The organism is Streptomyces sp. NPDC024687 (genome assembly GCF_055559055.1).
This window is the reverse complement of sequence record NZ_JBVHLJ010000002.1, coordinates 662,269-683,374: the sequence shown is the minus strand read 5'-3', so window position 1 is coordinate 683,374 and position 21,106 is coordinate 662,269. Positions and strand designations below refer to the sequence as shown.

Annotated in this window: 36 protein-coding genes; 30 read left to right on the top strand and 6 right to left on the bottom strand. The window is 69.1% G+C overall.

Annotated elements, in window-relative coordinates; translation table 11 throughout:
* Positions 1-30: 30 nt before the first annotated feature.
* Together ACZ39I_RS09705 and ACZ39I_RS09700 are read right to left on the bottom strand one after the other, a co-directional pair.
* Positions 31-426 (bottom strand): NUDIX hydrolase, encoded by a 396-nt coding sequence (locus ACZ39I_RS09705; protein ID WP_467243907.1) that lies wholly within the window; start codon positions 424-426, stop codon positions 31-33.
* 66 nt (positions 427-492) lie between these two features.
* Positions 493-1,290 carry a BRO family protein gene (locus ACZ39I_RS09700; RefSeq protein WP_467243906.1) on the bottom strand — a complete coding sequence of 266 codons (798 nt, stop codon included), beginning with the start codon at positions 1,288-1,290 and terminating at the stop codon, positions 493-495.
* Between the two features lie 180 nt (positions 1,291-1,470).
* On the opposite strand from ACZ39I_RS09700, the gene ACZ39I_RS09695 reads away from it, so the two are divergent.
* The gene (locus tag ACZ39I_RS09695) at positions 1,471-1,899 is read left to right on the top strand and encodes a hypothetical protein (protein ID WP_467243905.1); all 429 of its coding nucleotides are present in this window, start codon (positions 1,471-1,473) and stop codon (positions 1,897-1,899) included.
* Between the two features lie 65 nt (positions 1,900-1,964).
* Here ACZ39I_RS09695 and ACZ39I_RS09690 read toward each other — a convergent pair whose 3' ends face one another.
* Together ACZ39I_RS09690 and ACZ39I_RS09685 are read right to left on the bottom strand one after the other, a co-directional pair.
* Positions 1,965-3,446 (bottom strand): peptide deformylase, encoded by a 1,482-nt coding sequence (locus tag ACZ39I_RS09690; RefSeq protein WP_467243904.1) that lies wholly within the window; start codon positions 3,444-3,446, stop codon positions 1,965-1,967.
* A 145-nt stretch (positions 3,447-3,591) separates the two neighbouring features.
* Complete coding sequence (locus tag ACZ39I_RS09685; RefSeq protein WP_467243903.1) at positions 3,592-3,786, bottom strand: hypothetical protein; 195 nt, start codon at positions 3,784-3,786, stop codon at positions 3,592-3,594.
* Between the two features lie 180 nt (positions 3,787-3,966).
* On the opposite strand from ACZ39I_RS09685, the gene ACZ39I_RS09680 reads away from it, so the two are divergent.
* The 16 genes from ACZ39I_RS09680 to ACZ39I_RS09605 all read left to right on the top strand — a co-directional run bounded on the left by ACZ39I_RS09680 (position 3,967) and on the right by ACZ39I_RS09605 (position 12,944).
* Positions 3,967-4,458 carry a DUF6907 domain-containing protein gene (locus ACZ39I_RS09680; protein WP_467243902.1) on the top strand — a complete coding sequence of 164 codons (492 nt, stop codon included), beginning with the start codon at positions 3,967-3,969 and terminating at the stop codon, positions 4,456-4,458.
* A complete protein-coding gene (locus ACZ39I_RS09675; RefSeq protein ID WP_467243901.1) occupies positions 4,455-5,078 on the top strand; it encodes a hypothetical protein in 624 nt (207 codons plus the stop codon). Before ACZ39I_RS09680 ends, ACZ39I_RS09675 begins: the two co-directional genes overlap by 4 nt.
* The gene (locus ACZ39I_RS09670; protein ID WP_467243900.1) at positions 5,078-5,251 is read left to right on the top strand and encodes a hypothetical protein; all 174 of its coding nucleotides are present in this window, start codon (positions 5,078-5,080) and stop codon (positions 5,249-5,251) included. The genes ACZ39I_RS09675 and ACZ39I_RS09670 overlap by 1 nt, the downstream gene beginning before the upstream one ends.
* Complete coding sequence (locus tag ACZ39I_RS09665) at positions 5,248-5,439, top strand: hypothetical protein (RefSeq protein WP_467243899.1); 192 nt, start codon at positions 5,248-5,250, stop codon at positions 5,437-5,439. The genes ACZ39I_RS09670 and ACZ39I_RS09665 overlap by 4 nt, the downstream gene beginning before the upstream one ends.
* 182 nt (positions 5,440-5,621) lie before the next feature.
* On the top strand, positions 5,622-5,906 hold the full coding sequence (locus ACZ39I_RS09660; RefSeq protein WP_467243898.1) for a hypothetical protein: 285 nt from the start codon (positions 5,622-5,624) through the stop codon (positions 5,904-5,906).
* A gap of 17 nt (positions 5,907-5,923) precedes the next feature.
* The gene (locus ACZ39I_RS09655; protein ID WP_467243897.1) at positions 5,924-6,286 is read left to right on the top strand and encodes a RapZ C-terminal domain-containing protein; all 363 of its coding nucleotides are present in this window, start codon (positions 5,924-5,926) and stop codon (positions 6,284-6,286) included.
* 41 nt (positions 6,287-6,327) lie between these two features.
* Positions 6,328-6,507 (top strand): hypothetical protein, encoded by a 180-nt coding sequence (locus ACZ39I_RS09650; protein ID WP_467243896.1) that lies wholly within the window; start codon positions 6,328-6,330, stop codon positions 6,505-6,507.
* Positions 6,508-6,643: 136 nt separating this feature from the next.
* Entirely contained in the window at positions 6,644-6,826 is a 183-nt protein-coding gene (locus tag ACZ39I_RS09645; protein WP_467243895.1) for a hypothetical protein, read from the top strand.
* Positions 6,827-6,920: 94 nt separating this feature from the next.
* Complete coding sequence (locus ACZ39I_RS09640) at positions 6,921-7,073, top strand: hypothetical protein (RefSeq protein WP_467243894.1); 153 nt, start codon at positions 6,921-6,923, stop codon at positions 7,071-7,073.
* Positions 7,074-7,077: 4 nt separating this feature from the next.
* Positions 7,078-7,383, top strand: coding sequence for a hypothetical protein (locus ACZ39I_RS09635; protein WP_467243893.1), 306 nt, complete (start codon positions 7,078-7,080; stop codon positions 7,381-7,383).
* On the top strand, positions 7,380-7,817 hold the full coding sequence (locus ACZ39I_RS09630) for a hypothetical protein (protein WP_467243892.1): 438 nt from the start codon (positions 7,380-7,382) through the stop codon (positions 7,815-7,817). Before ACZ39I_RS09635 ends, ACZ39I_RS09630 begins: the two co-directional genes overlap by 4 nt.
* On the top strand, positions 7,798-8,001 hold the full coding sequence (locus ACZ39I_RS09625; RefSeq protein ID WP_467243891.1) for a DUF4236 domain-containing protein: 204 nt from the start codon (positions 7,798-7,800) through the stop codon (positions 7,999-8,001). Before ACZ39I_RS09630 ends, ACZ39I_RS09625 begins: the two co-directional genes overlap by 20 nt.
* Positions 8,002-8,129: 128 nt before the next feature.
* Positions 8,130-9,569, top strand: coding sequence for a hypothetical protein (locus ACZ39I_RS09620; protein ID WP_467243890.1), 1,440 nt, complete (start codon positions 8,130-8,132; stop codon positions 9,567-9,569).
* Complete coding sequence (locus tag ACZ39I_RS09615) at positions 9,566-11,584, top strand: hypothetical protein (protein WP_467243889.1); 2,019 nt, start codon at positions 9,566-9,568, stop codon at positions 11,582-11,584. Before ACZ39I_RS09620 ends, ACZ39I_RS09615 begins: the two co-directional genes overlap by 4 nt.
* A 207-nt stretch (positions 11,585-11,791) precedes the next feature.
* Complete coding sequence (locus ACZ39I_RS09610) at positions 11,792-12,418, top strand: hypothetical protein (protein WP_467243888.1); 627 nt, start codon at positions 11,792-11,794, stop codon at positions 12,416-12,418.
* A gap of 25 nt (positions 12,419-12,443) precedes the next feature.
* Complete coding sequence (locus ACZ39I_RS09605) at positions 12,444-12,944, top strand: hypothetical protein (RefSeq protein ID WP_467243887.1); 501 nt, start codon at positions 12,444-12,446, stop codon at positions 12,942-12,944.
* On the opposite strand, the gene ACZ39I_RS09600 is transcribed toward ACZ39I_RS09605, so the two are convergent.
* Complete coding sequence (locus ACZ39I_RS09600; RefSeq protein WP_467243886.1) at positions 12,938-13,138, bottom strand: hypothetical protein; 201 nt, start codon at positions 13,136-13,138, stop codon at positions 12,938-12,940. The genes ACZ39I_RS09605 and ACZ39I_RS09600 overlap by 7 nt on opposite strands.
* A 182-nt stretch (positions 13,139-13,320) precedes the next feature.
* On the opposite strand from ACZ39I_RS09600, the gene ACZ39I_RS09595 reads away from it, so the two are divergent.
* The 11 genes from ACZ39I_RS09595 (at position 13,321) to ACZ39I_RS09545 (ending at position 19,748) form a co-directional block, all read left to right on the top strand.
* Positions 13,321-14,028 carry a hypothetical protein gene (locus tag ACZ39I_RS09595; RefSeq protein ID WP_467243885.1) on the top strand — a complete coding sequence of 236 codons (708 nt, stop codon included), beginning with the start codon at positions 13,321-13,323 and terminating at the stop codon, positions 14,026-14,028.
* Positions 14,025-14,273 carry a hypothetical protein gene (locus tag ACZ39I_RS09590; protein ID WP_467243884.1) on the top strand — a complete coding sequence of 83 codons (249 nt, stop codon included), beginning with the start codon at positions 14,025-14,027 and terminating at the stop codon, positions 14,271-14,273. Before ACZ39I_RS09595 ends, ACZ39I_RS09590 begins: the two co-directional genes overlap by 4 nt.
* A 41-nt stretch (positions 14,274-14,314) precedes the next feature.
* Complete coding sequence (locus ACZ39I_RS09585) at positions 14,315-14,506, top strand: hypothetical protein (RefSeq protein WP_467243883.1); 192 nt, start codon at positions 14,315-14,317, stop codon at positions 14,504-14,506.
* Positions 14,503-14,910 carry a DUF6221 family protein gene (locus tag ACZ39I_RS09580; protein ID WP_467243882.1) on the top strand — a complete coding sequence of 136 codons (408 nt, stop codon included), beginning with the start codon at positions 14,503-14,505 and terminating at the stop codon, positions 14,908-14,910. Before ACZ39I_RS09585 ends, ACZ39I_RS09580 begins: the two co-directional genes overlap by 4 nt.
* A 133-nt stretch (positions 14,911-15,043) precedes the next feature.
* Entirely contained in the window at positions 15,044-15,283 is a 240-nt protein-coding gene (locus ACZ39I_RS09575; protein WP_467243881.1) for a helix-turn-helix domain-containing protein, read from the top strand.
* Positions 15,284-15,475: 192 nt separating this feature from the next.
* A complete protein-coding gene (locus ACZ39I_RS09570; RefSeq protein ID WP_467243880.1) occupies positions 15,476-16,789 on the top strand; it encodes a hypothetical protein in 1,314 nt (437 codons plus the stop codon).
* Positions 16,790-16,807: 18 nt separating this feature from the next.
* Positions 16,808-17,191, top strand: a complete 384-nt coding sequence (locus ACZ39I_RS09565; protein WP_467244367.1) for a phage tail fiber protein — start codon at positions 16,808-16,810, stop codon at positions 17,189-17,191.
* Between the two features lie 24 nt (positions 17,192-17,215).
* On the top strand, positions 17,216-18,076 hold the full coding sequence (locus ACZ39I_RS09560) for a hypothetical protein (protein ID WP_467243879.1): 861 nt from the start codon (positions 17,216-17,218) through the stop codon (positions 18,074-18,076).
* A complete protein-coding gene (locus tag ACZ39I_RS09555) occupies positions 18,067-18,366 on the top strand; it encodes a hypothetical protein (protein ID WP_467243878.1) in 300 nt (99 codons plus the stop codon). The genes ACZ39I_RS09560 and ACZ39I_RS09555 overlap by 10 nt, the downstream gene beginning before the upstream one ends.
* Positions 18,367-18,381: 15 nt before the next feature.
* Positions 18,382-19,158 carry a glycosyltransferase family A protein gene (locus tag ACZ39I_RS09550; RefSeq protein WP_467243877.1) on the top strand — a complete coding sequence of 259 codons (777 nt, stop codon included), beginning with the start codon at positions 18,382-18,384 and terminating at the stop codon, positions 19,156-19,158.
* Entirely contained in the window at positions 19,155-19,748 is a 594-nt protein-coding gene (locus tag ACZ39I_RS09545; RefSeq protein ID WP_467243876.1) for a class I SAM-dependent methyltransferase, read from the top strand. The genes ACZ39I_RS09550 and ACZ39I_RS09545 overlap by 4 nt, the downstream gene beginning before the upstream one ends.
* 17 nt (positions 19,749-19,765) lie before the next feature.
* Here the strand turns inward: ACZ39I_RS09545 and ACZ39I_RS09540 are convergent, their stop codons facing one another.
* Positions 19,766-19,975, bottom strand: coding sequence for a hypothetical protein (locus ACZ39I_RS09540; protein WP_467243875.1), 210 nt, complete (start codon positions 19,973-19,975; stop codon positions 19,766-19,768).
* 26 nt (positions 19,976-20,001) lie between these two features.
* On the opposite strand from ACZ39I_RS09540, the gene ACZ39I_RS09535 reads away from it, so the two are divergent.
* Both ACZ39I_RS09535 and ACZ39I_RS09530 read left to right on the top strand, forming a co-directional pair.
* The gene (locus tag ACZ39I_RS09535; RefSeq protein WP_467243874.1) at positions 20,002-20,871 is read left to right on the top strand and encodes an NAD-dependent epimerase/dehydratase family protein; all 870 of its coding nucleotides are present in this window, start codon (positions 20,002-20,004) and stop codon (positions 20,869-20,871) included.
* A gap of 13 nt (positions 20,872-20,884) precedes the next feature.
* Positions 20,885-21,085 carry a hypothetical protein gene (locus ACZ39I_RS09530; protein WP_467243873.1) on the top strand — a complete coding sequence of 67 codons (201 nt, stop codon included), beginning with the start codon at positions 20,885-20,887 and terminating at the stop codon, positions 21,083-21,085.
* The last annotated feature ends 21 nt before the right edge of the window (positions 21,086-21,106 follow it).

The following is a 21,106-nucleotide window of genomic DNA, read 5'->3' as shown; positions in this document are numbered from 1 at the left end:
AACCCCAGCAGCAGCGGCCGAGCAGGCGGTCTAGCGGGCAAGCACCCCGCCCAGGTACGCCCCGACCGGCCCATACAGCCCAGCCGGGGCGAGCGCCGGGATCTGGTCGAGCCGCACCCACCGCACCTCCGCAACCTCCCGCGGCGACGCCGCATGCGCGGTGCCCGACAGCAGACGGCACGCCACGTACACCACCCGCCAGCCGGTGTCGGGATGCACCCGGCTGCCCAGGACCACCAGCGGCGCCACGACCACGCCCGCCTCCTCCGCGACCTCCCGAGCAGCGGCCTCGCTCGCGGTCTCGCCCGGCTCGACCTTGCCGCTCGGGAACGACCAGACGAGGGCACCCTCGGGGGAGGCGCGGCGGATCAGGAGGACACGGCCGGCGTCGGCGATCACCGCGCCAGCGATGAGGGAGTCGGTCATGCGGGCATCATCGCGGAGACAGCGAAGCGCCCCAACGTCAGAGCAGTTGGGGCGCTTCGGAGGCGGCTATGCCGACAGCTGCAGGGGCCCCTCCCCTCCCAGTCGCTTGTGCAGCTCATGCAGGCCCTTCACCGTCACCCGCACCTGCGGCGGATCAAGCACCAACTCGCCCGACTCCGGATGGTTGTGCGACTGCGGCAACTCGGAAAGCCAGCCCCGCTCGATCGCGTACTGCATGGCCCGCGGCCGGTTGTCGGCCTGCTGCCGGTACGCCCACCGCATCGTGATGAGCATGGTGAACAGGCGCCGCGGGCCCGTCTCGATCCGCGGATCCCGGGCGAGGATCTTCGCCGCGTCCGCCACCGCCAGGTCCCCGTCAGCCGTGGCGAGCACGTTCCACGACTGCGCGGCCGGCTCCAACTCCCGGACCCGGGTGGCCAGCGCCTCTTTCTCCTCCTCGGCCTGGATCACCATGAGGGCCAGGTCCTTGCGGGATACCTCGGCGACCGAGTACGAACCCGTCTTCCGGATGGACGGCAGCACCTCGTGCGTTACCCACCGCTTGAAGGCTTTGGCCTCGGGTTTCCGGCTGCGGAGGATCAGTGAGTACAGCCCGGGTTCGTTGATGATGGTGATGGTCTGCTCACCACCAAGGGTGCGGATAGTCTCCGTACCCTTTTCGTCGTCGTCGAGTGACCGGACGGCGTCGTGCGTTCGCCCGATTTCCAGGACGGTTGCCACATCGGCAGCCACCCACCACGGGTCGCCGTTCCGCATGATGGTGCGCACTTCGGCGCCACGGAAGGCGAAGACTTGGAGCCCCCGGTTCTCACCAGGATCTTCTGGGGATGCGACCATGGGCATGGTCTCTCCGATCTGTATGGACACAGTGGATTGATCGACTGGGCCCGCCCGGTTCTTGGCGGTTCGGGGCGGGCCCGCCGCGTCTCACAGTAGACCGTTCGCTAGGCATCCCGCTACATCTATGGGTAACTAGGTCCCATGGGGTAGCGGGAGATGCCCAGCGTTGGCATACTGAGGCGCATGACCAGCGAATCGACTCGCGACTACGAGAGGCTCGCGGCGATCGCCAGGCGACGCCGAGCCGAACTCGGCATCGCCCTCAATGACAAGAACGCGGCAGCTGGCGGACTCTCTAACCGGACATGGCAGCGCGTCGAAAAGGGTCTCGAAATCCGGGAGACCAACTACGTGAAGATCGACGGCCTGCTCCAGTGGGCACCCGGCAGCTGCCTGATGATCCTGGAAGGCGGCGAACCCGTGTCCATCGGGGACGTCCCAGGTGCCGGGGGAGTGCAGAAGTCGCCGCTACCCCAAGACGTCATCGACAGCCAAGCGCGAGACGTCGTGCAGCTCGCCCTCATCGCCACGGCCAAAGGAACCACCGCCGAAGAGATCCGCGAGATGAGCGAACGCGTCATCCGCGATTTGCGCGAGCGCGGTCTGATCTAGGCAAAGGCTGGCCAAAGAGAAGCGCCCCACCCGAGTCCCGGGTGGGGCGCTTCCGTGTGTCCGGGTTACTGGCCGGCCCCGTAGCTCCACTTGTTGCCAGTCCCGCGGTACTCGGAGACGGGGATGGGGGTGACGCCCTCCCGCATTCGCTCGCGGTACAGCACGCCGTGCAGGTGGTCGACCTCGTGCATTACGAGGCGGGCCATGCCGCGCTCGAAGATGGTGATGCGCTCCTGACCGTTGATGTCCGTGTGTTCGACGCTGATGGCCAGAGGGCGGGGGACCTTGCCGCGGACGTCGAAGAAGGAGAGGCAGCCCTCGTACTGCTCGTCGGTGTCGGGCGACTCTTCGACGATGCGCGGGTTGAACAGAGTGATCGACTCACCGTCGGGGGAGCGGACGATGGCCGCGGCCCGGTCGATGCCGACCTGCGGGGCGGCGACACCCATGCCCTTGCCGAAGACGTGCACGGTGGAGGCCCGTTCGGCGGCGGAGATCAGTTCGGCGACGACCCGGCGAGCGTCTTCGGCCTCGTCGGGCAGGACGAACGGGCGGGCCGTCTTGGTCAGGATCGTGTCGCCCTCTTGGACGATGCCGACGGCCCGCATCCTCTCGCTCGCGGTCGCCTCGGGCTCCAGTACGTGCAAGTCTTCCTCCTGGTTTGGGCGGGTTCGGAACTTCCATTCAAGCCGATAGCGGGCATGCAGGGGCGGGTCTTCGGTGGACCAGGAGAAGACCCGCCGACCGTCCTCTTCGGTGCGGCGGATCGCGGTGCGGAACGGCATCGCCTCGGCCGTCATGCTCGTCTCGGTGCCCCACGCCACCGGGTCGAGCTCGGCCGGGAAGCCGAGGCGGACGCTCATGCGGTGCGTGGGCAGACGGACCGCGCGCTGGAACCAAGACCCCCACTTGTCGTCGCCGACGGTGTAGCTGTACTCCAGCCACACGGACTCGCCCGGGTAGAGCGGGTACTGCCCGAAGAGCAGCCACAACTCCTTGAAGGCGTCCCGGTCGTGCTTGACCCGCCACGTCAGCGGCTCGCCGTCGATGGAGGCCGACAGTCCGATCTCGTCCCAGGTGAGCGGGTTCTCCCGGTAGTGCTGGTTCGACCGCTCGGGGTCGCCCGGGTAGCGGTCCACGGAGATGCGGATCAGGTAGCGGGTGACCGGGTCGGGGGAGTCGTTGTAGAGCTTGCGCCGCTGGGTGGCCCGGTAGGTGTGGCCGTCGTAGTAGAGCGTCGTGTCCTCGTGCTCGACGATCAGGTTCGTCGTATGCGAATCCTCGCCGTTCAGTGCCTGATGAGGGACGGCCGGCCGGCCGGTCGCCTCCAGGTCGCGGAAGGCGCGCCGAAGGGCACCACCCGCGTTGAGGACGTCGTCGGCCTGGCGTGCAAACGCGGTGGACGGGGCCAGTTGTCCGCCCTCGACCTTGGAGACGTAGGACGGCGTGTAGCCGACCCTGCTGGCGAGCGCTGACTGCGAGAGGCCCCGGACATCCCGCCAGTACTTGAGTTCAGCGACGAACGCTTCGGCTGCTTGCTCGGGCATGGCTCCCCTGCCTGTGCCTGTGATTGAGCTGTGAGTGATCGACTCTCAGGCTGCCGTCACACCGCCCGCGGGCGGTCTCCTCGTATCGAGAGGCGGGGTTCCCCGCCGCACCCCGAGGAGTGATCTTGACGGCAAAGCCCAGAGACTACGAGGGCGTGACTGGCGGCTTGTCGGGCCGCTTCGGGAGTTCGTCTGACTCATGCGTGAGCCAGCGGAAGAACGCGTTGATGTGCGCGTTCAAGGTGGAGTCCACCTCGGCCACGGCGGCCTTGGCGCGCTCAAGGAGCTCGGGCTCCGGGCGGTACGTCTTCGCTGGGATTCTGTGGACTCCATGGGGCATGGCGAAATCTTCGCACGGTGGATTGCCACCGGTCCATAGGTCGGGTTATGGTGGTGGAGTTCCACCACGGAGCTGCCTTCCACCAGCAACCGTGTGCACAAATGAATGTGGCCCTGCCCTGGGCTTCCACACACCAGGACAGGACCGGCACGACCTCCCTGACGTAACCAAGGAGTCGGCATGACCAAGCTTAGCGGTGCGCCCGTGCGCGCCGATCACCCCACGAACGTTCACCCCTTCCCGGCGATCAAGCCGGGTCACCGTCTGGTCCCGGCGACGATTGGCCGTTCGGGACACACGCAGGTGGTGTACATCGAGTGCCCCACCGCTTGGTGCACCCAGGACCACGTCGCGGACCGGCAGGTAGCGATCGAGGACGTTGACCACTACTCCAGCATCGTGGGCTGGAGCATCGACTCGATGCTCGAACCCGGCACCGCCGTCCACGAGCTGTATGTGCGGGTCCACTCCGACCCGTCCCACGAGCTCCCCGAGCTGCGGACCGCGCACGTCCTGCTCGGCAACGGCGCCCCGTTCGACTCGTACCTGACCCCGGACGCCGCCGACGAGGCAGCCGATGAGCTGGCCGCGTTCGTTGCGAAGATCCGGGCAGCCGCCCGCACGGCCCGCCTGCACAACCAGGCTGAGGCACCGCAGGCGGTGACGGCATGAGCACCGCAACCCCCACCCAGCTCCCCACCCCCACCGCCCCGCTTCCCCTGGCTGCGTCGGCTGCTCTGGCCCGTCTGGAGCTGAAGCTGGGCGACCGTTTCCCGGAGCTCGGGCTTCTGTCCGTCGAGCGCCGGTCGATTCTCGGCACCAGCAGGGTCACTCTCGACCGGGTGCCGGTCGGGAACGGCGTGACCGCAGCGGGCGCGATCACCGGCCTGCGTACTTTCAGCGGCCGTGTCCGCCTCGTGGTCGATGACGGCGTGGGTGGCAGCGCGATCGTCACGGTCGCCTCGTCGAAGCTGGTGGCCGCGTTCCGAGGCACGGGGACTCCGCCTCGCGTCGGCGCCTTCATCCAGGTGCATGGTTCGGTGACGTCCCCGGTTGGGGATGCACCGAAGGGCATCGAGGCTGGCGCGCTTCGTGTCATCCCTGACCTGGTCGTGGCGGCGTCCGACTACCGCCGCGCCGAGTCCCGCGCGAACCGGCTGATCCGGGCCGCGCAGACCGGGATCATGTCGGACCTGCACGCGGACGACCTGGCGCACTACGTCGACCTGATGGCCGGCCACAAGGCCACCCTCGCCGCCGCCGGCCGCCTCGACCTGATCGAGGCCGCGTGATGGCCGCCCGCACGGTTTTGGAGCGGTTCCCTGCTGGTGCCCCGCGTGGCAGTTGGCCGGCGGAGGAGTTCGCCGCCGACCGCCGCCGGGAGGGTCAGCCGGCCGAGGTCGTGATGGATCTCGACGCGGACGTGTTCCTCGTCGTCGTCCCGAACCACGGCGGCGAGTCGTGAGCCGCATCGACCTGGACGACGCCGACCGCCACCTCGTGGAGCGTGCCCGCGAGCTGCTTGCCGAGATTGAGCCGGGGTCCCGCCCGGACGGCGAGGCCGCCGCGACCGCCTGGCAGGCGGATCGGATGGGGAAGGCGCTGGCCGCCATCGACTTCCTCCTCCGCGTCATCGACGGCGGCGAGTCGTGACCGCCGACGAGTGGGCGGAGCTCCGCCGCAAGCTGCGCGAGGTCAACGACCGCTCCGAGTCCCGGCCTAAGTAGCCCCCTAGTCCACCGCGTCGGCGGAGAAATCCGACCCCCACGGCACCCGCCGGCGCGGTGCCCCACCCCATCCCCATCTCCCTTGTTCACCACTCGAAAGGCACTGCCATGTCTCCGTTCATCTTCTCCGCCGATGCCGCTCTCTTCTCCGCCGAGGTGCGTGAGATCCGCGCCGGTCTCCTGGTCGACCAGATCGACGCCTCCTGGGAGGAGGTGCGCGGCGACGAGTCCGCCGAGTTGACGGTGCGTGCGATCGCCGCCGCCAAGACCGGCGACTGGGCCGTGTTGGACGCGATCGTCGCCCGGGCCGAGGAAATCGACGCCGCGAACCCGTTCGGTCCGCGTCTCGTCGACCAGCTGGCCGAGCTCGTCAACCACCCGGCCGCCGCCTGATGGCCGAGGTGGAGATCGTGTCGTTCGGGTTCCTGCACGCTGGCGCCCCGGAGGCAGACGTTGTGCTCGACTTGCGGCGGGCGTTCCGTGACCCGCACGTCGATCCGGCGCTCAGGCAGCTGACCGGCCGCGACCGGCCCGTCAAGCGGACCGTGCTCCACACGAGCGGGGTTCGCGCCCTACTGCGGGCCACGACCCGGCAGGTCACGGCCTACGCGTCCGGTCCGTCTGTCGACCGGATCGTCATCGGATCCGGTTGCGCGGGCGGCAGGCACAGGTCGGTGGTAGTTGCCGAAATCCTGGCTCGCCGTCTCCGCCGCCGCGGCCACACCGTCACCGTCCAGCACCGAGACCTGCACCTTCCCGTCGTACAGCGCTGACCCAGCACGCCCCACATCGCCCACTCGAAGAGGAGAACGACATGCGATTCCGCTCGAACCCTTCCCCCGCCGCCGCTGAGACGAAGAGCCGCACCAGCGACAACCTGCGCAACGAGTACCGGCTGATCGACCGCGCGCGGAGCCTCGGAGACACCTCGGTGGGCGCCATCGCCGACCAGAACGACATCGCCCGTGAGCTGGAGCGCCGCGGCGAGCTCTGACCCCCTGATCCGCCGGGCGGGGTCCATCCCCCTGCCCCGCCCGGCACCTCCTGGCTTTGCTGGCCGGCGCATCACCGGTGCGGCGCCCTGCACGACCAGCACCACCCCATCCATTCACCGATCGAGAGGAACCCCCATGGCCAAGATCAAGTACACGGGCTTCGCCACCAACAGCAGCGGCCAGCGGACGCGCGTCGCAGGCGAGACCAAGACCAGCACCGTGTCGCGCGGCAACGCCGAGAACGTGGCCCGCAACACGCTGGCGCGTGACGGCTACAAGAACGTCCACATCGACGACGCCACCTACAACGAGAGCTGACCCACAGTCACAGCCCCGGCATCCAGCCGTGAGGGCGCGGGATCGACTCCCGCCCGGGGCACGCAACCACCCTCGCCGAACCGAGAGGAATCCCGTGCCGAAGCGCCGCGCCAAGAAGGCCGACCCGAACGACGAACTGGAGCTCGGACTCACCTTCGACGTGATTTCGGGCCTGCCAATGACCACGGTCCAGCCCCGCACGACCCCCATCCCCGACAAGCCCCGCCGCCGCAGCAAGAAGGGCTGACGTCATGCACCCGTATCTGATCACTGCGAAGCCCGGCCGGTGGCGCCGTGCCGCCGACTGGGCGGGCCGGTGGACGGTGCGGGTGCTGGCCCTGGCCGTCATGACCGCCCTCGGGGCTGTCGTGTTCGCCATCCGTTCCGCCCGCCCGGTCATCAACTACGTCGCGACCCGGGCCGCGTGGTTGGAGCTGTGGGCGGCGTCGGTGACCGGGATCGGCCCGGTCGGGGCGTCTGTCGGCTCCGGCCTGACCGACGAGTTCATCCGCGAATTCCACCGCGCTCGTACCGCACCCGCCGGGAGTGCCCGATGAATCACCTGCCTCGACTCCTTGCCGACTGGCTCGCTCTGTGGCGGGACCTGCCCCGTTATCCGCGGCAGGTGCTGTTGAACCGGGCTCACCTGCCAGGCAGCACGTTCGTCTTGCTCGTCGCCATGCTCGTGGACCTCGCGTTCAGCCAGCCGTGCACGAGTCTCGCCGTCTACGTCCTGCTGATTGCGCTGGGCCCGAGCAGTCTCGTCGCGTTCGCCGGGTCGATTGCCCACACGCTGTGGGGTCGCGGCCTGATCTGGGCCGACCTCGTCTGCGAGTTCTGCGACGACGACCACGGTGACGACGAAGACGACGACCCCGAGCCGGACGCCCCGGACGGCGACGGCGACCTGATCCGCGAGATCACCGACTACCTCCGCCACCACACCGCCTCGACCCTCGAAAGGCCTGTCCATGCCGATCACGTTCCGTAAGAGCTTCCGGGTCTTTCCCGGTGTCCGCCTCAACATCAACGCCAAGTCGTGGTCGATCACGGTCGGCCCGCGCAACGGTCCGAAGCGCACATGGTCCAGCACCGGCCGCACCACCACCAGCTGCGACCTCCCCGGGCCGTTCGGCTACAGGTCCACCCGCACCCGCCGCAACCGAGAGGGATGACCACCATGCGCGAAAGCACTTGGGAAGTCCTCAGCTTCGCGATCCCCGGGCTCATTGCCCTGGTGGTCATCATCCTCGCCGCCTGCCTCTGATCCACCCCGCCGCTCACCGAAAGGACACCGATCACCGTGACCGCCGCATCCGTCGAGAAGGTCAACGGGACGCCCGTTACCTCGCCCGAACTCGGGGAGGGGCGGCCCAAGCCCGACCAGGAGCAGAGCGCCCCCACGCCGCGGCCGTCGCGGCGGGAAGAGAAGCGACTCGACCAGGTTGCCGACCGGCGCGAAGCCCGCGAGGACCGGGCCCGCGAGAGGGAAGAGAACCGCAAGGACGCCGAACACCAGCGCCAACTCAAGGAGCAGGAACGGCAGGCCAAGCTGGAGCGCAGGCAGCAGCAGCGTGCCGACAAGGAGAAGGCGCGGGCCAAACGCCGCAAGGAGCGGCGTACCGCCTGGCACAACTTCCAGGTGCGCCTCGCACACCACGTGCCGCTGTGGGGACTGCCCGTCGTCATCGTCTCCCTGATCATGGGCTGGTCCGGGCAGGCCGGCGCCGCTGCGCACCTCGGTATGGGGCTCTTCGCCGCAGGTGTTCCTGTCCTCACCGAGGGCATGGTGCTCACCTTCGCCGGGCTCACCGGGCAGGCCATCGAGCAGGGTCGCCCCTACCGCGGCCTGATGCGCATCACCTGGATCACCACTCTGATCGCCGCCACCATCAACGGCGCCGGGCACCTCATCGAGGACAACTCGGGGCCGGGTATGTACCGGGCCGGCGCCTACGCCCTCGCTTCTCTGGCCGCGATGATCCTCTGGTGGGTCGCGATGCGGTCCAAGCGTGCCGTCCTGGCCGGCAAGACCGCGGACGAGATCGCCCGCTGGAAGCGGCTCGCCCGCCGCCACCCCATCCTGGTGCGCCGGGCCCGCCGCATCGCCGACAACACTGGCATGAAGATCGAAGCGGCCTACGCGCTGGCTTGGGAGCGGGCGAACGGGGCCAAGCCGGGGGAGCCGTCGATCCGTGAGATCCGTGCTTCCCAGCGGGCCGCGTTCCGTCGCCGTCGGGCGCAGGCGTGGAACGGGCAGCGAGGTTGGAGGACGCAGTCGGACGCCCCCGAGGCGGTGCTTCCCGATTCCGCCTCGGTCTCGCCGGAAGCGTCCGAGGCGCGGCTCTCCAGCGCGGTGCATACCCCTGTACAGCCCACCTTCCTGCCGGTCGCCCTACTGGTTCCCGGAAGCTCCGGAGAGTGGGCCGAGCACCGGGTGCCGGTGCTTCCCATGACGACTCCGAAGCGCTCCTGGACGCGGCGTGACGGAACCGCTACAACCCGCTTCCCGCAAGGGAAGGACGCAGATTCGAACCGCGTCCGCGAATCCGTCGCCGACGACCGGCTCGACGTCGTCCGCAAGCTCGTCGCCGATGCCGCCGCAGCCAATCGAGACCTTCGGAAGCACCCCTCCAACCGGGCCGTCACCCGCGCAGTCGGATGCCGCATCGCAACTGCCCGAAGCCTCCTCGACACCGTTCTCGCCGAACGCGGAATCACCCGCCAGAAGGACCCGTCATGAGCCTCGACCACCCCGACTTCCCCGCTGACTGGGACCTGTCCAAGGTGATCCCGGGCGAGCTCGAAGTGCCCGACGACCTGTCCGACGAGGACATCCCGCCCGGCATCATCGTCCCCTACGAGCCGTCCTTCCCCGTGCTGCGGAAGACCGGCTCCGCGGCGATGGTCGTCGCCTCCGTCACCGGCCGCGCCATCGGACTGTCGGCGCGCGGCACCGGCACCACGCTGCGCTGGTTCTGGGCCGGCGCCACCGCCATCGGCTACCTCGGCATGCGGTACGTCCGCACCCACGACTTCCAGGAAGCCGTGGGCGGTATCCAGAAGAAGTCCGACTGGAACCAGAACAAGGCCGAGCGCCGCTCCCGCTGGAAGATCCTCGGCTGGACCGCCGCCGCCGTCGCCGGCCTCAACGTGGCCGGCTGGTGGGCGCTCGTGAAGTACGCGGGCCTCACCGCGGCCGACTCGTGGTGGATGACCCCGGCCACGCTCACGCTCGCCGCGTTCGCCGCGGTCTCCTGGTATGGCCGCTACCGGATCAACCGGCCCGACATTGCCCCCGAGCAGATCGTCGCCGACCAGGACAATCCCGAGTCGGATGAGCCGTTCCCGCTGGCCGTGTGCACCTCGCACAGCATGGTCGAGGACTGCGTGTCCCGTGCGCTCGCCTGGGAGGGCATCGATACCCGGCAGATCCGGGCGCTCGGCTTCCACGGCAAGTTCTGGGAGATCGACGTCATCCTCAAGGGCGCCACCCCCGGCAAGGTCAACGCCGTCGCCGAGCAGCTGGACACGCACTTCAACATCAAGCACGGCGGCACCCTCATCGACCCCGACCCGCAAGCCTCCGCCCACATCGTGCTGCGCCTCGTCACCGGCAACCCGTTCGACGACATGCCCAAGCCGGTCGTGCACGCCCCCAACTCGCTGGACATCTCCGCCCCGCACAACTTCGGCCGCTGCATGGACAGCAGCGACCTCACCCTCGTCATCGAGGGTCAGCGCATCCTCGTCATCGGCGTGTCCGGCGCGGCCAAGTCCACCGGCGTGCTCCGCGACCTGGCCGAGGTCATCACCGCCTGCCACAACGCGATCGCCCTCGACTTCGACCCCGTCAAGGACGGGCTCAGGGAGTTCGAAGGCGTCATGGCCGCCCCACCCATCCGCGGCAACAAGGCCTGCGAGGAGTGGCTGGAGCACCTGGTGAAGATGGCCAAGGGCCGCAACGTGGTGCGCAACCGGCTCGGTATGGGCGACACGTGGGTGGCGACCAAGGAGCACCCGGCGATCGTCGGGTTCTTCGACGAGTACATCTACATGAGCCCGCTGGCCAAGGAGCGGTTCATCGAACTGCTGCGTATCGGCAAGCAGTCCGGCATCTACGTGGTGGCGGCCGGTCAGGACGCCACCTCCGACGCCATGGGTGATGCGATCGCCGACACCTTCACCACGAAGATCATGCTGGCGTCCCGGTGGGACGACATCCGCATCGTCTTCGGCCAGGGCGCCGCCGCGAAGGGGTTCCGGCCCGACCGGCTGGTGCCCGCCCAGAACAAGGACATCAAGAACGACGCGGGCCAGTCCTACATCAAGGGCCCCGGCCTCGACCGGCCACTGCTGTACGGGTGGAACGAGCACAGCCGCAGCGGCATCCAGCAGGCCGTCGCCGACCGCAAGGCTGCGGGCCGTCCGTGGTTCGACCGGGATACGCTGCAGGCCGCCGGGCTGCTGCACCTTGCCGACGGGGGATCGGGACAGAAGGTGATCCCCGGCGACCGGCAGATTGTTGTCGACGCGATCGAGGTCATGGCTACGGCTGGCGTCGAGCGGATCCGGCCCGAGCCTCTCGCTGAGGCGCTTGCCGATCTCAATCCGGATCTCTACGGCGACCTCACGGCGGCTGCACTCCGGAAGGCGCTCAAGGACGTCGGTGCTGGCGCTCCGGTGCCGATCGGCGACATCGACGGGCTGATCAATCCGCGCGGCTACAAGCTCGAAGCGCTGACTGTTTTGACCTAGAACGTCCACTGCTCGCGGGGTGCTCGGCACTGCTCGACCGCAGGTCACAGCCGCTCGACCAGCCGCTCGGTCAACTGCTCGCCGAAAACCCGAGCACCCCGCGAGCAGCACCCCGAGCGGCTGTGACCTGCAACGGAGCAGCGGCGAGCGGTGCCCGAGCACTTCACAAACCACAACAAACCGATCACCGTCCGAGGAGTTCCGATCATGGCAGCGAAGCGTCCCGCAAGGCGGCCGACCACCCGCCGCACGGCCCCCGCACGCCGTCGCAAGCCGACAGCCCGCAAGCACCCCGCACGCCGAGTCAAAATCCCCCGCGGCGGCCCCATGCACGCCCGCCTCGGCAGCTGGCTCGTCCTCCGCGTCATCGCCCCCATGGTCGCCGACCGCCGATCCGTCATGCAGTCCCGCAAGGACGCCGCCATCCTCCGCGCCACCCACGTGGGCTGCACCACCTGCCACGGCAACGGCCAGATCTTCACCCAGAGCAAAGACGGCTCCTTCACCGGCTCCAAGCCCTGCCCCGCCAAGCCGACGAAGACCAAGGTCTCCCGCACAGAGATCAACCGGGCCGCCCGCATAGGCGCCGCCAAACGCACCGGGCTCGTCGGCTGGACCTGCCCCTGCGGCAAGAAGGAGAAGCCCCGCTACCGCGACGCGAAGACCGCCACCAAAGCCCTCCGCGCCCACGAGAAGACCAAGCACGGCGGCGCCAGCGTCGGCGGCACTTGGTACGCGCAGCAGACCGAAGCCGCAGCCCTCGCCCCCTCCAAGCCCACACCTGCCCCCAAGGCCGCCGCCGGCAAGGCCACAGCGAAAGCCGCCACCCCGTAACCCCAGTCAGAAGGAGAACCAGCACATGTATGACCTGCCCGAGCCGCCCGTCACGACCGGGCAGGCCGACAACCCGCTCACCGACTCCGTCATGCAGGCGGCTGTCCGCGACTTCATCACCCAGACCAGCTACCGCAACCCCGACCCCGACGTGCCCAGCCACGAGGACGGGCCGCGCATCGGCAACACCTCGCCCGTCGCCCAGCCCGGCATTCCCGCGATGTCGCAGCGCACCACCGAGGTCGCCCGGGCGGTCATGTACTGCAGCCTCGCCACCGTGCCGCCCGGCCTGATCGCGGTGGCCGTCATGGTCGCCTCCGAACACGCCAACCCGACCGTCATCGGCCTCATTTGCGCAGCCCCGGCCGCCATCGCCGTACCGATCCTCGCCCTCGCCCGGCTCATCCGGCGCGCCGGCGAAGCCGCCCCCACCGAGATCCACCAGACGTACACCGGCAACGTCCACCAGGAAACCCGCATCACCCAGACCCGGGCCGTCTGGTCCAAGACCAACAACCGTCACTGAGAGGGCACGTCAAGGCCCCGGCCGGGATCGTCTCCGGCCGGGGCCTGCGTTGCGGGTACGGCCCGCGCCATCCACCGCTGGTCCGTCAACTGCCGGGGCGGCATGGCCGGCGCGAGACCGGCGTCGAGGAGCAGCTGCCAGCCCTCCGCCGTCTCCTGCTCGTCATCGCCCTGCACCGTGAAACGAAGCGCCATACCGGCAGTGTGACGCGGCCGATAGAGCGCCGGGGCGGGATTCGAAGAAGCGGGTCGCTTCCGCCGGCAGGCGCGATCCGCGCGCTCCGCACTGAGCCATTGGCCCACTGTGTCAACACCTCATGCCACCATTGGCTCAGTAGTGCCCCTGCTTCCCGTACCACCGCCGGAGGAGCCGCACCATGTACGACCCCACCCCCGAACTCGACGGCTACGAATGGCCGGTATGCGCCACCCCCCGCTGCAACCGGCAGCTGTGGGTTACCGAGGCCGACCGGTGGGCGTGCCGTCCATGCGAGGATCGTGCAGCCCAGTGGATAGCTGAACTCCCGGCCCTGTTCCGGCAGCTGGACACGACGGCGGCTTTGATGAAGGGCGCCAGCCGCCGGGGTGCAGGCGGCAGCGGTACCCGCACGGCACCGATCCCGCCCCGTCTCGACGTCCTCAACTTGGTCGGGCCGGGTGGTGTCGCGGCCCGCTTGTCGGCGATCGAGGACGCCTGGCGGCAGACGCTGGGCTGGACGGTAGCGCCGTGGCGCGGCAACCCGGCGCAGGCGGTACCGGAGTTGGCGGGGTTCCTCGCCAACAACCTCCTGTGGGCGTGCTCGTCGTATGAGGAGGTCGGGCAGGACATCGACGACCTGCGGCGCCTGCACGGAGAATGCACGGCCCTCGTCAACGACGAACGGCGTCCCGGCCGTGTCCAGATAGGCAACTGCCCCGTCCGTGTCGGCGACGACCTGTGTTGGACGCCGCTCACCGCTCGCGCCGACAGTCACCGCGTCCACTGCGGCAGCTGCGGAGGACGGTGGGAAACCCTGGGGGAGTGGCGGGAGCTGCGGGCCGCACAAGAAGCCGTGCTCGCCGAAGCAGCAGGAGTCGCGGCATGACGACGCGCGACAGACTCCTCGCCTACCTGCGTCAGGCTGGGATTAGCACGGCTCGCGCAGAGGCCAACCTAGACGCCTATGCGCAGGAATGGCGCGAGCGGGCAGAGGCCGCCGAGCATGAAGTCGCAGCGGCCCGCAAGTACGCCGACGAGATGCGGGAGTTCTGCTCCCCGCACGGCGTCTCTGTGCACTACGCAGACCAGCTGATCACTGCCATGGACAGGGCGCGGGGAGGTAAACCGTGAGTGTGGAGCCACTCCCTCACGCGGCAGACCGCCTCCCCATTGTGACTGCCAGCAACGGCCAGCCGTTCATCCCCTGCGATGCGGTCTTGGCGCTCCTGCGCGCCATCGCCGAATCCTGCCGCAACCTCGCCGACGACCCCGACTGCACCCTTCCCGGCGCCGGTGAAGCCATCGACATCGAAGCCGACGCCCTCGAAGCGCGCGCCATCGCCCACACCACGGAGACCGCATGAGCGACATCGCCGACTTCCTGCGGGCCCGGTACACGGAGGCGCGCGCTCGCGAGAATGCGAAGCGGCAGACGATCCCCAGCGTGTTCGACGGCCACGACGTCGCGCTCGTCCGCGACCACGACGGTGAGCGGCTACTCGTCGACGGCCACCCATACCCGATCGAGAAGTGGCGGGAGATCGCCACCGAGTCATCCCCCGATCCAGGCGTGGTCGCGGACATCGACGCCAAGTTCGCCCTCATCAACCAGATCGTGCCCGAGATCGACAAGCTGGAGGATGCCGTAGACGGAGAATGGGGAGTAGGCGATGGCGCGATGCTGGGGCTCGGCGACCACATGCTCCGCATCCTCGCCCAGCCGTTCGCCGGGCATCCGGATCACAAGGGCGACGAGTGGGCGCCGTGACACCTCGACTTGCCACATGAGCAACAGGGGTTGCCGAGATCGCGGAGCCGAGCGTATTGTGTGCTCAACTTGATCTAGCTGTGTTTGAGGGCCGCCGCCGCGCGGCCCTCACGCATATTCAGGGGGTGAGCCGATGCCCCCACAGCTCGTCCCCGAAGACCTCGCCGCCTACTGGACCGGACGGCCCGCCACCACCATCCGACGCTGGGCAGCCGAAGGCAGACTCACCCGGCACCACAACCCGCAGCGACGGAACGGCGTCCTCTACGACCTCGCCGAACTTCCCGAAGCCCGCCGCGACAAGGACACCCGCGCGCTCATCGCGCCCGGCCCCACGCCCGACATCATCGAAAGCGGCTTACTCGCCGCCTGATCTCCTGCGCGCGGTGGTCGAGCGCAGGGAGGGCCTTGTAGCGCCTCGCGCTCGGCCCGCCGTCCGCCCGGACCTGTGGGGGTCCGGGCGGGCAACAACACCAGACCGGGGCGGGTCCGGTCCCACGCCCCGAACGTCCCGCCGCCCGCAGCGCCCCCGTCGTGGGTGGCGGGACCCCCCAGGAGGTGCACCGTGGCCTTCCCGTCAGGAACCCCGGTCGTCACCCTCGTCGGCACCCTCCCCTCCCCGGTCGCAGGCACAGGCTTCGGCGGCAACATCGTCCTCACCCCCTCCGCCATCCTCACCGACGAAACCCGGCACGCCATCTACCCCGGCGGCGGCAAGAAAGCGATCACTGACGGGCAGTTCAGCGTCCAGGTCATCCCCAACAACGCGGCCGGGCTCAGCCCGACCGGATGGAAATGGCGCGTCGACGTCCAGCCCTCCCGCGGCCAGCGCATCATCTTCTGGGCCGACATCCACGGCGCAGACGGCGCCACCGTCCACCTCGACGACCTCGTGCCCGCCCAAGCCCCCGGCGGAGGAACCACCGGCACCCCCGGCAAGTCGGCGTATGAGATCGCCGTCGAGCAGGGCTTCACCGGCACCCTCACCCAATGGCTCGCCTCCCTCATCGGACCCACCGGACCAGCCGGAGCAGCCGGACCGGCCGGAGCAGCCGGACCGGCAGGCGCGACAGGAGCCACCGGCGCGACGGGCCCGAAGGGCGACACCGGAGCCACGGGAGCGACCGGCCCGACTGGATCCGCAGGAGCCGACGGCGCGGCAGGACCCAAAGGCGACCCAGGCGAACAGGGGCCGTCGGGAGAAACCGGCGCCCCAGGACCGAAGGGTGACAAGGGTGACCCCGGCGAGCCGGGAGCCGACGGGGCACCAGGAGCGGCAGGCGCCGACGGCCTGTCAGCCTACGAGGTCGCCGTCACCGAAGGATTCTCCGGCACGGAAGCCGAGTGGCTCGCCTCCCTTGTCGGTCCGAAAGGCGATCAGGGCGACCCAGGGCCAGTAGGCGGCGGCGCGGCGATCCGCACGGCGAAGGTGCGCATCACCGACGACAACCTCTCCGGCCTCCCAGGTGCCGCGTCGTGGGCGGTCGTCCCAACCTCGGCTGGCACCCCCCTGCAGTGCTCCATCGCAGCAGCGGCAGGGGACAGGATCGAGGTCATCGGCCGGTTCATGCGCAAGGGCGGCCACTTCCTCGACTGGGTTCTCCTCGACTCGGCCGGCAGCATCGCCGTCTACGCAGGCACCGACACCGGCAGCCCCCTCAGTGAAGGCGACCCAGCCCTGTACCCGTCGCTGTCATTCGGCTACGAGCCCGGACCGCCCATGTTCACCGTCGACGCCGGACACATCGACGGCACCGGCAAAGCGACCGTGGCCCTCGCCCACCAAGGCGCCGCCGCCGGCAACGCGAACGTGATCTACGCCCACTCGACGTACCCGTTCCGGCTGCGCCTGAAGAACCTCGGCCCCGAACCGAGCTAGCCGAAGGAGGCGAGACCGATCGCAGACAACCTTTCGAACACGGCCGAGAACCGGGTCACAGACTGGCTGTTCGGAACAGCCACCACAGCGCCAACCCTGCCGCTGAAGATGGCGCTCACCACCGCCAACGGCAGCGACACCGCGGCGGGCACCGAAGTCACCGGCGGCTCCTACGCGCGGAAAAACATCACCGTCGCCGCAGCCGTCAACGGCGCCGTCTCCAACAGCGCCGACCTCATCTTCTCCGGCATGCCCGCAGCGACGGTCGTCGGCTGGGAGATCTGGGACTCTGCAGGCACGCCTGTCCGCTGGTCCTACGGCCTGTTCGACGTCTCCAAGACCGTCGCCGCCGGGGACGACTTCAAGGTGGCGGCCGGAGGTTGGACCTTCACCGCAAGCTGATCCCGGCGCGGAAGGGAGGCCGCCATGCCTCTTCTGACCGCCCTGGTGGACAACTTCAACGACGGCGTGATCGGCCCCGACTGGGGCAACGCCTACGGCGGCGTCACCGAATCCGGCGGCAAAGCCCACGTCCCCTGCACCACCTCCTATGCCGGCTACCAGACCTCCTATACATGGACCCTCGCCGGCGCCTCCTTCTACGTGTCCGTGACGAACGTGCCAGCCGCATCCACCGCCACCGAGGCCTACACATCGGTGTTCGTCAACGCCCCAGGCATCGGCGACAACACCAACTCCCTCTACGGCACCCGCATCGGCTTCGTCATCAACACCGTCACCGGCCAGTTGAAGATGTCCAGCGAGTCCGGCTACTTCGACGCCGGCGCCGTATCGATCGCCTACTCGGCGACCACCCACAAGTTCCTGCGGCTGCGCGAAACCGGCGGCAGCGTCTTCTGGGATACCTCCCCGGACGGCTCCACCTGGACGAACCGCAGAACGCTCGCCACCCCCGCCTGGGTCACCGCCTCCACCAACCAGTGCGCCGTCGACATGTCAGCCCACCGCGACGCGGGCACCGTCGACGAAGCCGCCTACGACCTGTTCAACACCCTCTCCAACGGCGCCACGGTCGTGGCGACCGGCTCCGGAACCTTCACCACCAACGTCACCGCCACCCCCCTCCGGGCGGCAACGGGCACCGCGACAGCCACCTTCGACACCGCGGTCGCGGCAACACCCCGGGCCGTCTACTACGCCACCGGCAGCGGACGCCTGGACACCGACGCCACCGCCGCCGCCACCGGTACGACAGATCTCAGCGACGTCGACTTCGACATCGGCAAGCCGACCCGAGGATGGGCGGTGAGCACGCCGTGGAGATAGCCGCCACCTCCACCGAATACGTGCGCATCACCGCACAAGCCAAGATCGGCGGCACCGTCATCACCGCGGCGGCGCCCCCCAAGTTCGCGTTCCTGCCCGCCTCCTCCACCGACAACCCCGTATCGGGGGACTGGAAGACCGGCGAATGGAACGCCCCCCACGCCCGCATCCTCATCGGCCCCACAGGCGGCACCCTCACACTCGCCCCCGGCGAGTACTCGGTATGGCTCACCTGGGCCGCAGGAGCCGAAGTCCCCGTCTACCGGGCCGGAACACTCACCGTCTACTAGACCGGAGCCCGCGCCATGGCCGACGACCTCCTCGTCATCATCCCGACCCGCGGCCGACCCCAGGCCATCCCCCAGATCATGCAAGCCTGGGATGACACCGGGGCCACCGCAGACGTGCTGTTCTGCGTCGACAAGGACGACCCCGAGCTGGCCGGCTACAAGCAGCAGGCGAAGGCGCTCGCCGACGACGACCGGGCCCGGTTCGTGTTCTGGGCACGCAAACGGCTCGTCGGCACGTTGAACCAGGCCGCGGTGAAGAACGCCGGAGACTACCGGTTCCTCGCGTTCCTCGGTGACGACCACCGGCCCCGGCCCGCAGCCCAGCCGTGGGACGAACGCATCCGGATCTGCCTGTCGGGCGGTCCCGGCATCGTCTACGGCAACGACCTGCTGCAGGGCGAGAAGATGGCCACCGCCGTGGCGATGACCTCGGACATCGTCGAGACGCTCGGCTACATGGCGCCTCCAGTCATGGTGCATTTGTGCGTCGACCTGTGCTGGGTCGATTGGGGTCGCGGCATGGAGCGAATCACTTACCTCAACGACATGGTCATCGAGCACCTGCATCCTGCGGCCGGCAAGGCGAGCGTCGACGCCGTCTACGAGGACTGCAACAGCTCCGAGCGGGCCAGCGCCGATGCCGCCGCCTACTACGACTACCGCGACAACGGCGGCCTCGAAGCCGACCTGGACAAGCTGCGCAAGCTCGTCGCCTACAGCCAGGGCGGCACCCTGGCGCCCGGCATCACGCTCGCGACCAACACCACAGGCGCAGCCGAGGAGGTCGCGTGACCGCCGCCGACATCATCGAAGCCTGGAACCAGGCCGACCCCGCCGCCATCCACCCCACACGCGGCATCGACGAAGACGCCTACTGGAGCTCGGGCCGCAACCAAGCGGCCCTGATCGGCACCGTCCTCCCGGACGGCTGCAAGGTCATCGACTTCGGGTGCGGTGACGGCCGCGTCGCCATCCCGCTGCGCGAACTCGGCTACGACGTCACCGCTGTCGACGCCTCCCAGAACATGCTCGACCGGCTCCACCAGCGCGACCCCGATATGCCAACCCTGCTCAACCCGGGCCGGGACCTGTACGGGCAGCTCGGCAAGAAAGTCGACGCCGTCGTCGCGCTCGCCATCCTGATCCACCACGGATACGCGGACTGCCTCGACCTCCTCGCCGAACTCCGACAGGCAGTCAAGCTCGGCGGGATCCTCGTCCTCGACTGGCCCATCAGCGAGCAGCCCGTCGAAGGCCAGGCGTGGCTCGACGTCACCACCTGGAGCCAGGAAGCCCACGACGACGCCTGCACCCGCATCGGGCTGAAGCCCGTCGAGGCGCAACTGCCATGGGGCGTCTACAAGGCCGTCAAGGCAGGCTGACGCAGACGGCCGGGCGACTACGGGAGCTCGTCGAGGGCTGACGTGTCGATCAGATCAATCTCATCCTGGAACGCCACGATCAGCGCTGCGTCCCTGATCTGCTCCGGCGTCGGACGTAGGGGCACGATCACTTCGCACTTCCACGCGTGGTCATTCCGGTAGTACGCCACTCCCGGCGCCAAGATGCCGCCGTTGCTGTAGCCGCTCGCGGTCTCTTCGGACTCCATGGTTCACATCGTGTCAGGAGGTGCCCGTGCGCGTCCTCCTCACCGGCCACCGAGGCTTCGTCGGTCGACACCTGCACGCGGCAATGGACGCCCGAGGCTGGGACGTCACCGGCGTCGACCTCGCAGACGGCAGCCGAGACGCCCTCGACTTCTTCCGCGCCGACGACCAGCGCTGGGATCTCGCGATCCACTGTGCGGCGATCGTCGGAGGCCGGGCCAGCATCGACGGCTCACCGCTCGGCGTCGCCACCAACCTCGCACTCGACGCCTGGTACATGCGGTGGCTCATCCGCACCGGCACCCCGCGTGCCGTCTACTTCAGCAGCTCCGCCGCGTACCCGGTGGCGCTTCAGCAGCCTGGTGAGGTGCGGCGCCTGTACGAAGAGGACATCAACCTCGCCTACATGGAGGAGCCCGACGCCACCTACGGCTGGGCGAAGCTGACGGGGGAGAAGCTCGCCCAGTACGCCGAAGCCGAAGGCTGCCGCATCCTCATACCCAGGCCGTTCTCCGGGTACGGCGAGGACCAGGACGAGGCGTACCCGTTCCCCGCGTTCATCCGCCGGGCCAAGGAGCGGCAGGATCCGTTCGAGATCTGGGGCGACGGCAGCAGCACCCGCGACTGGATCCACATCTCGGATCTCGTCGGCGCCACCCTCGCGCTCCTCGACGCCGACGTCACCGGACCCGTCAACCTCGGCTGGGGACGCGCCACCAGCTTCGACGACCTCGCCCACATCGTCACCACGACAGCGGGCTACCGGCCCCACTTCAAGCACCGCGCCGACGCACCCCAAGGCGTACACCACCGCGTTAGCGACCCCACGCGGATGCTCAACCACTATGTGCCCACCGTGACGCTCGAAGAGGGCGTGCGGCGGGCGCTCAACGCCTGACGGGAGGCGTCGCGTGAACAGCGCACAGCAGCTCGCCTACCGCCACATACCCAGCTTCAGGCGCGAATCGGGCGGCCTCTACCGCCTGTACACGGCCGTCTACTCGCGCGCCTACGCCGCCCGCATGCGCTACCTCCACAAGCGCGGACGTCACGGACGCCCCCCACTCGGCATCAACCCGCGCTGCCAATGGTGCGGCGACCCCGCCAACTGAACCCACGGAAGGCCCGCGCCC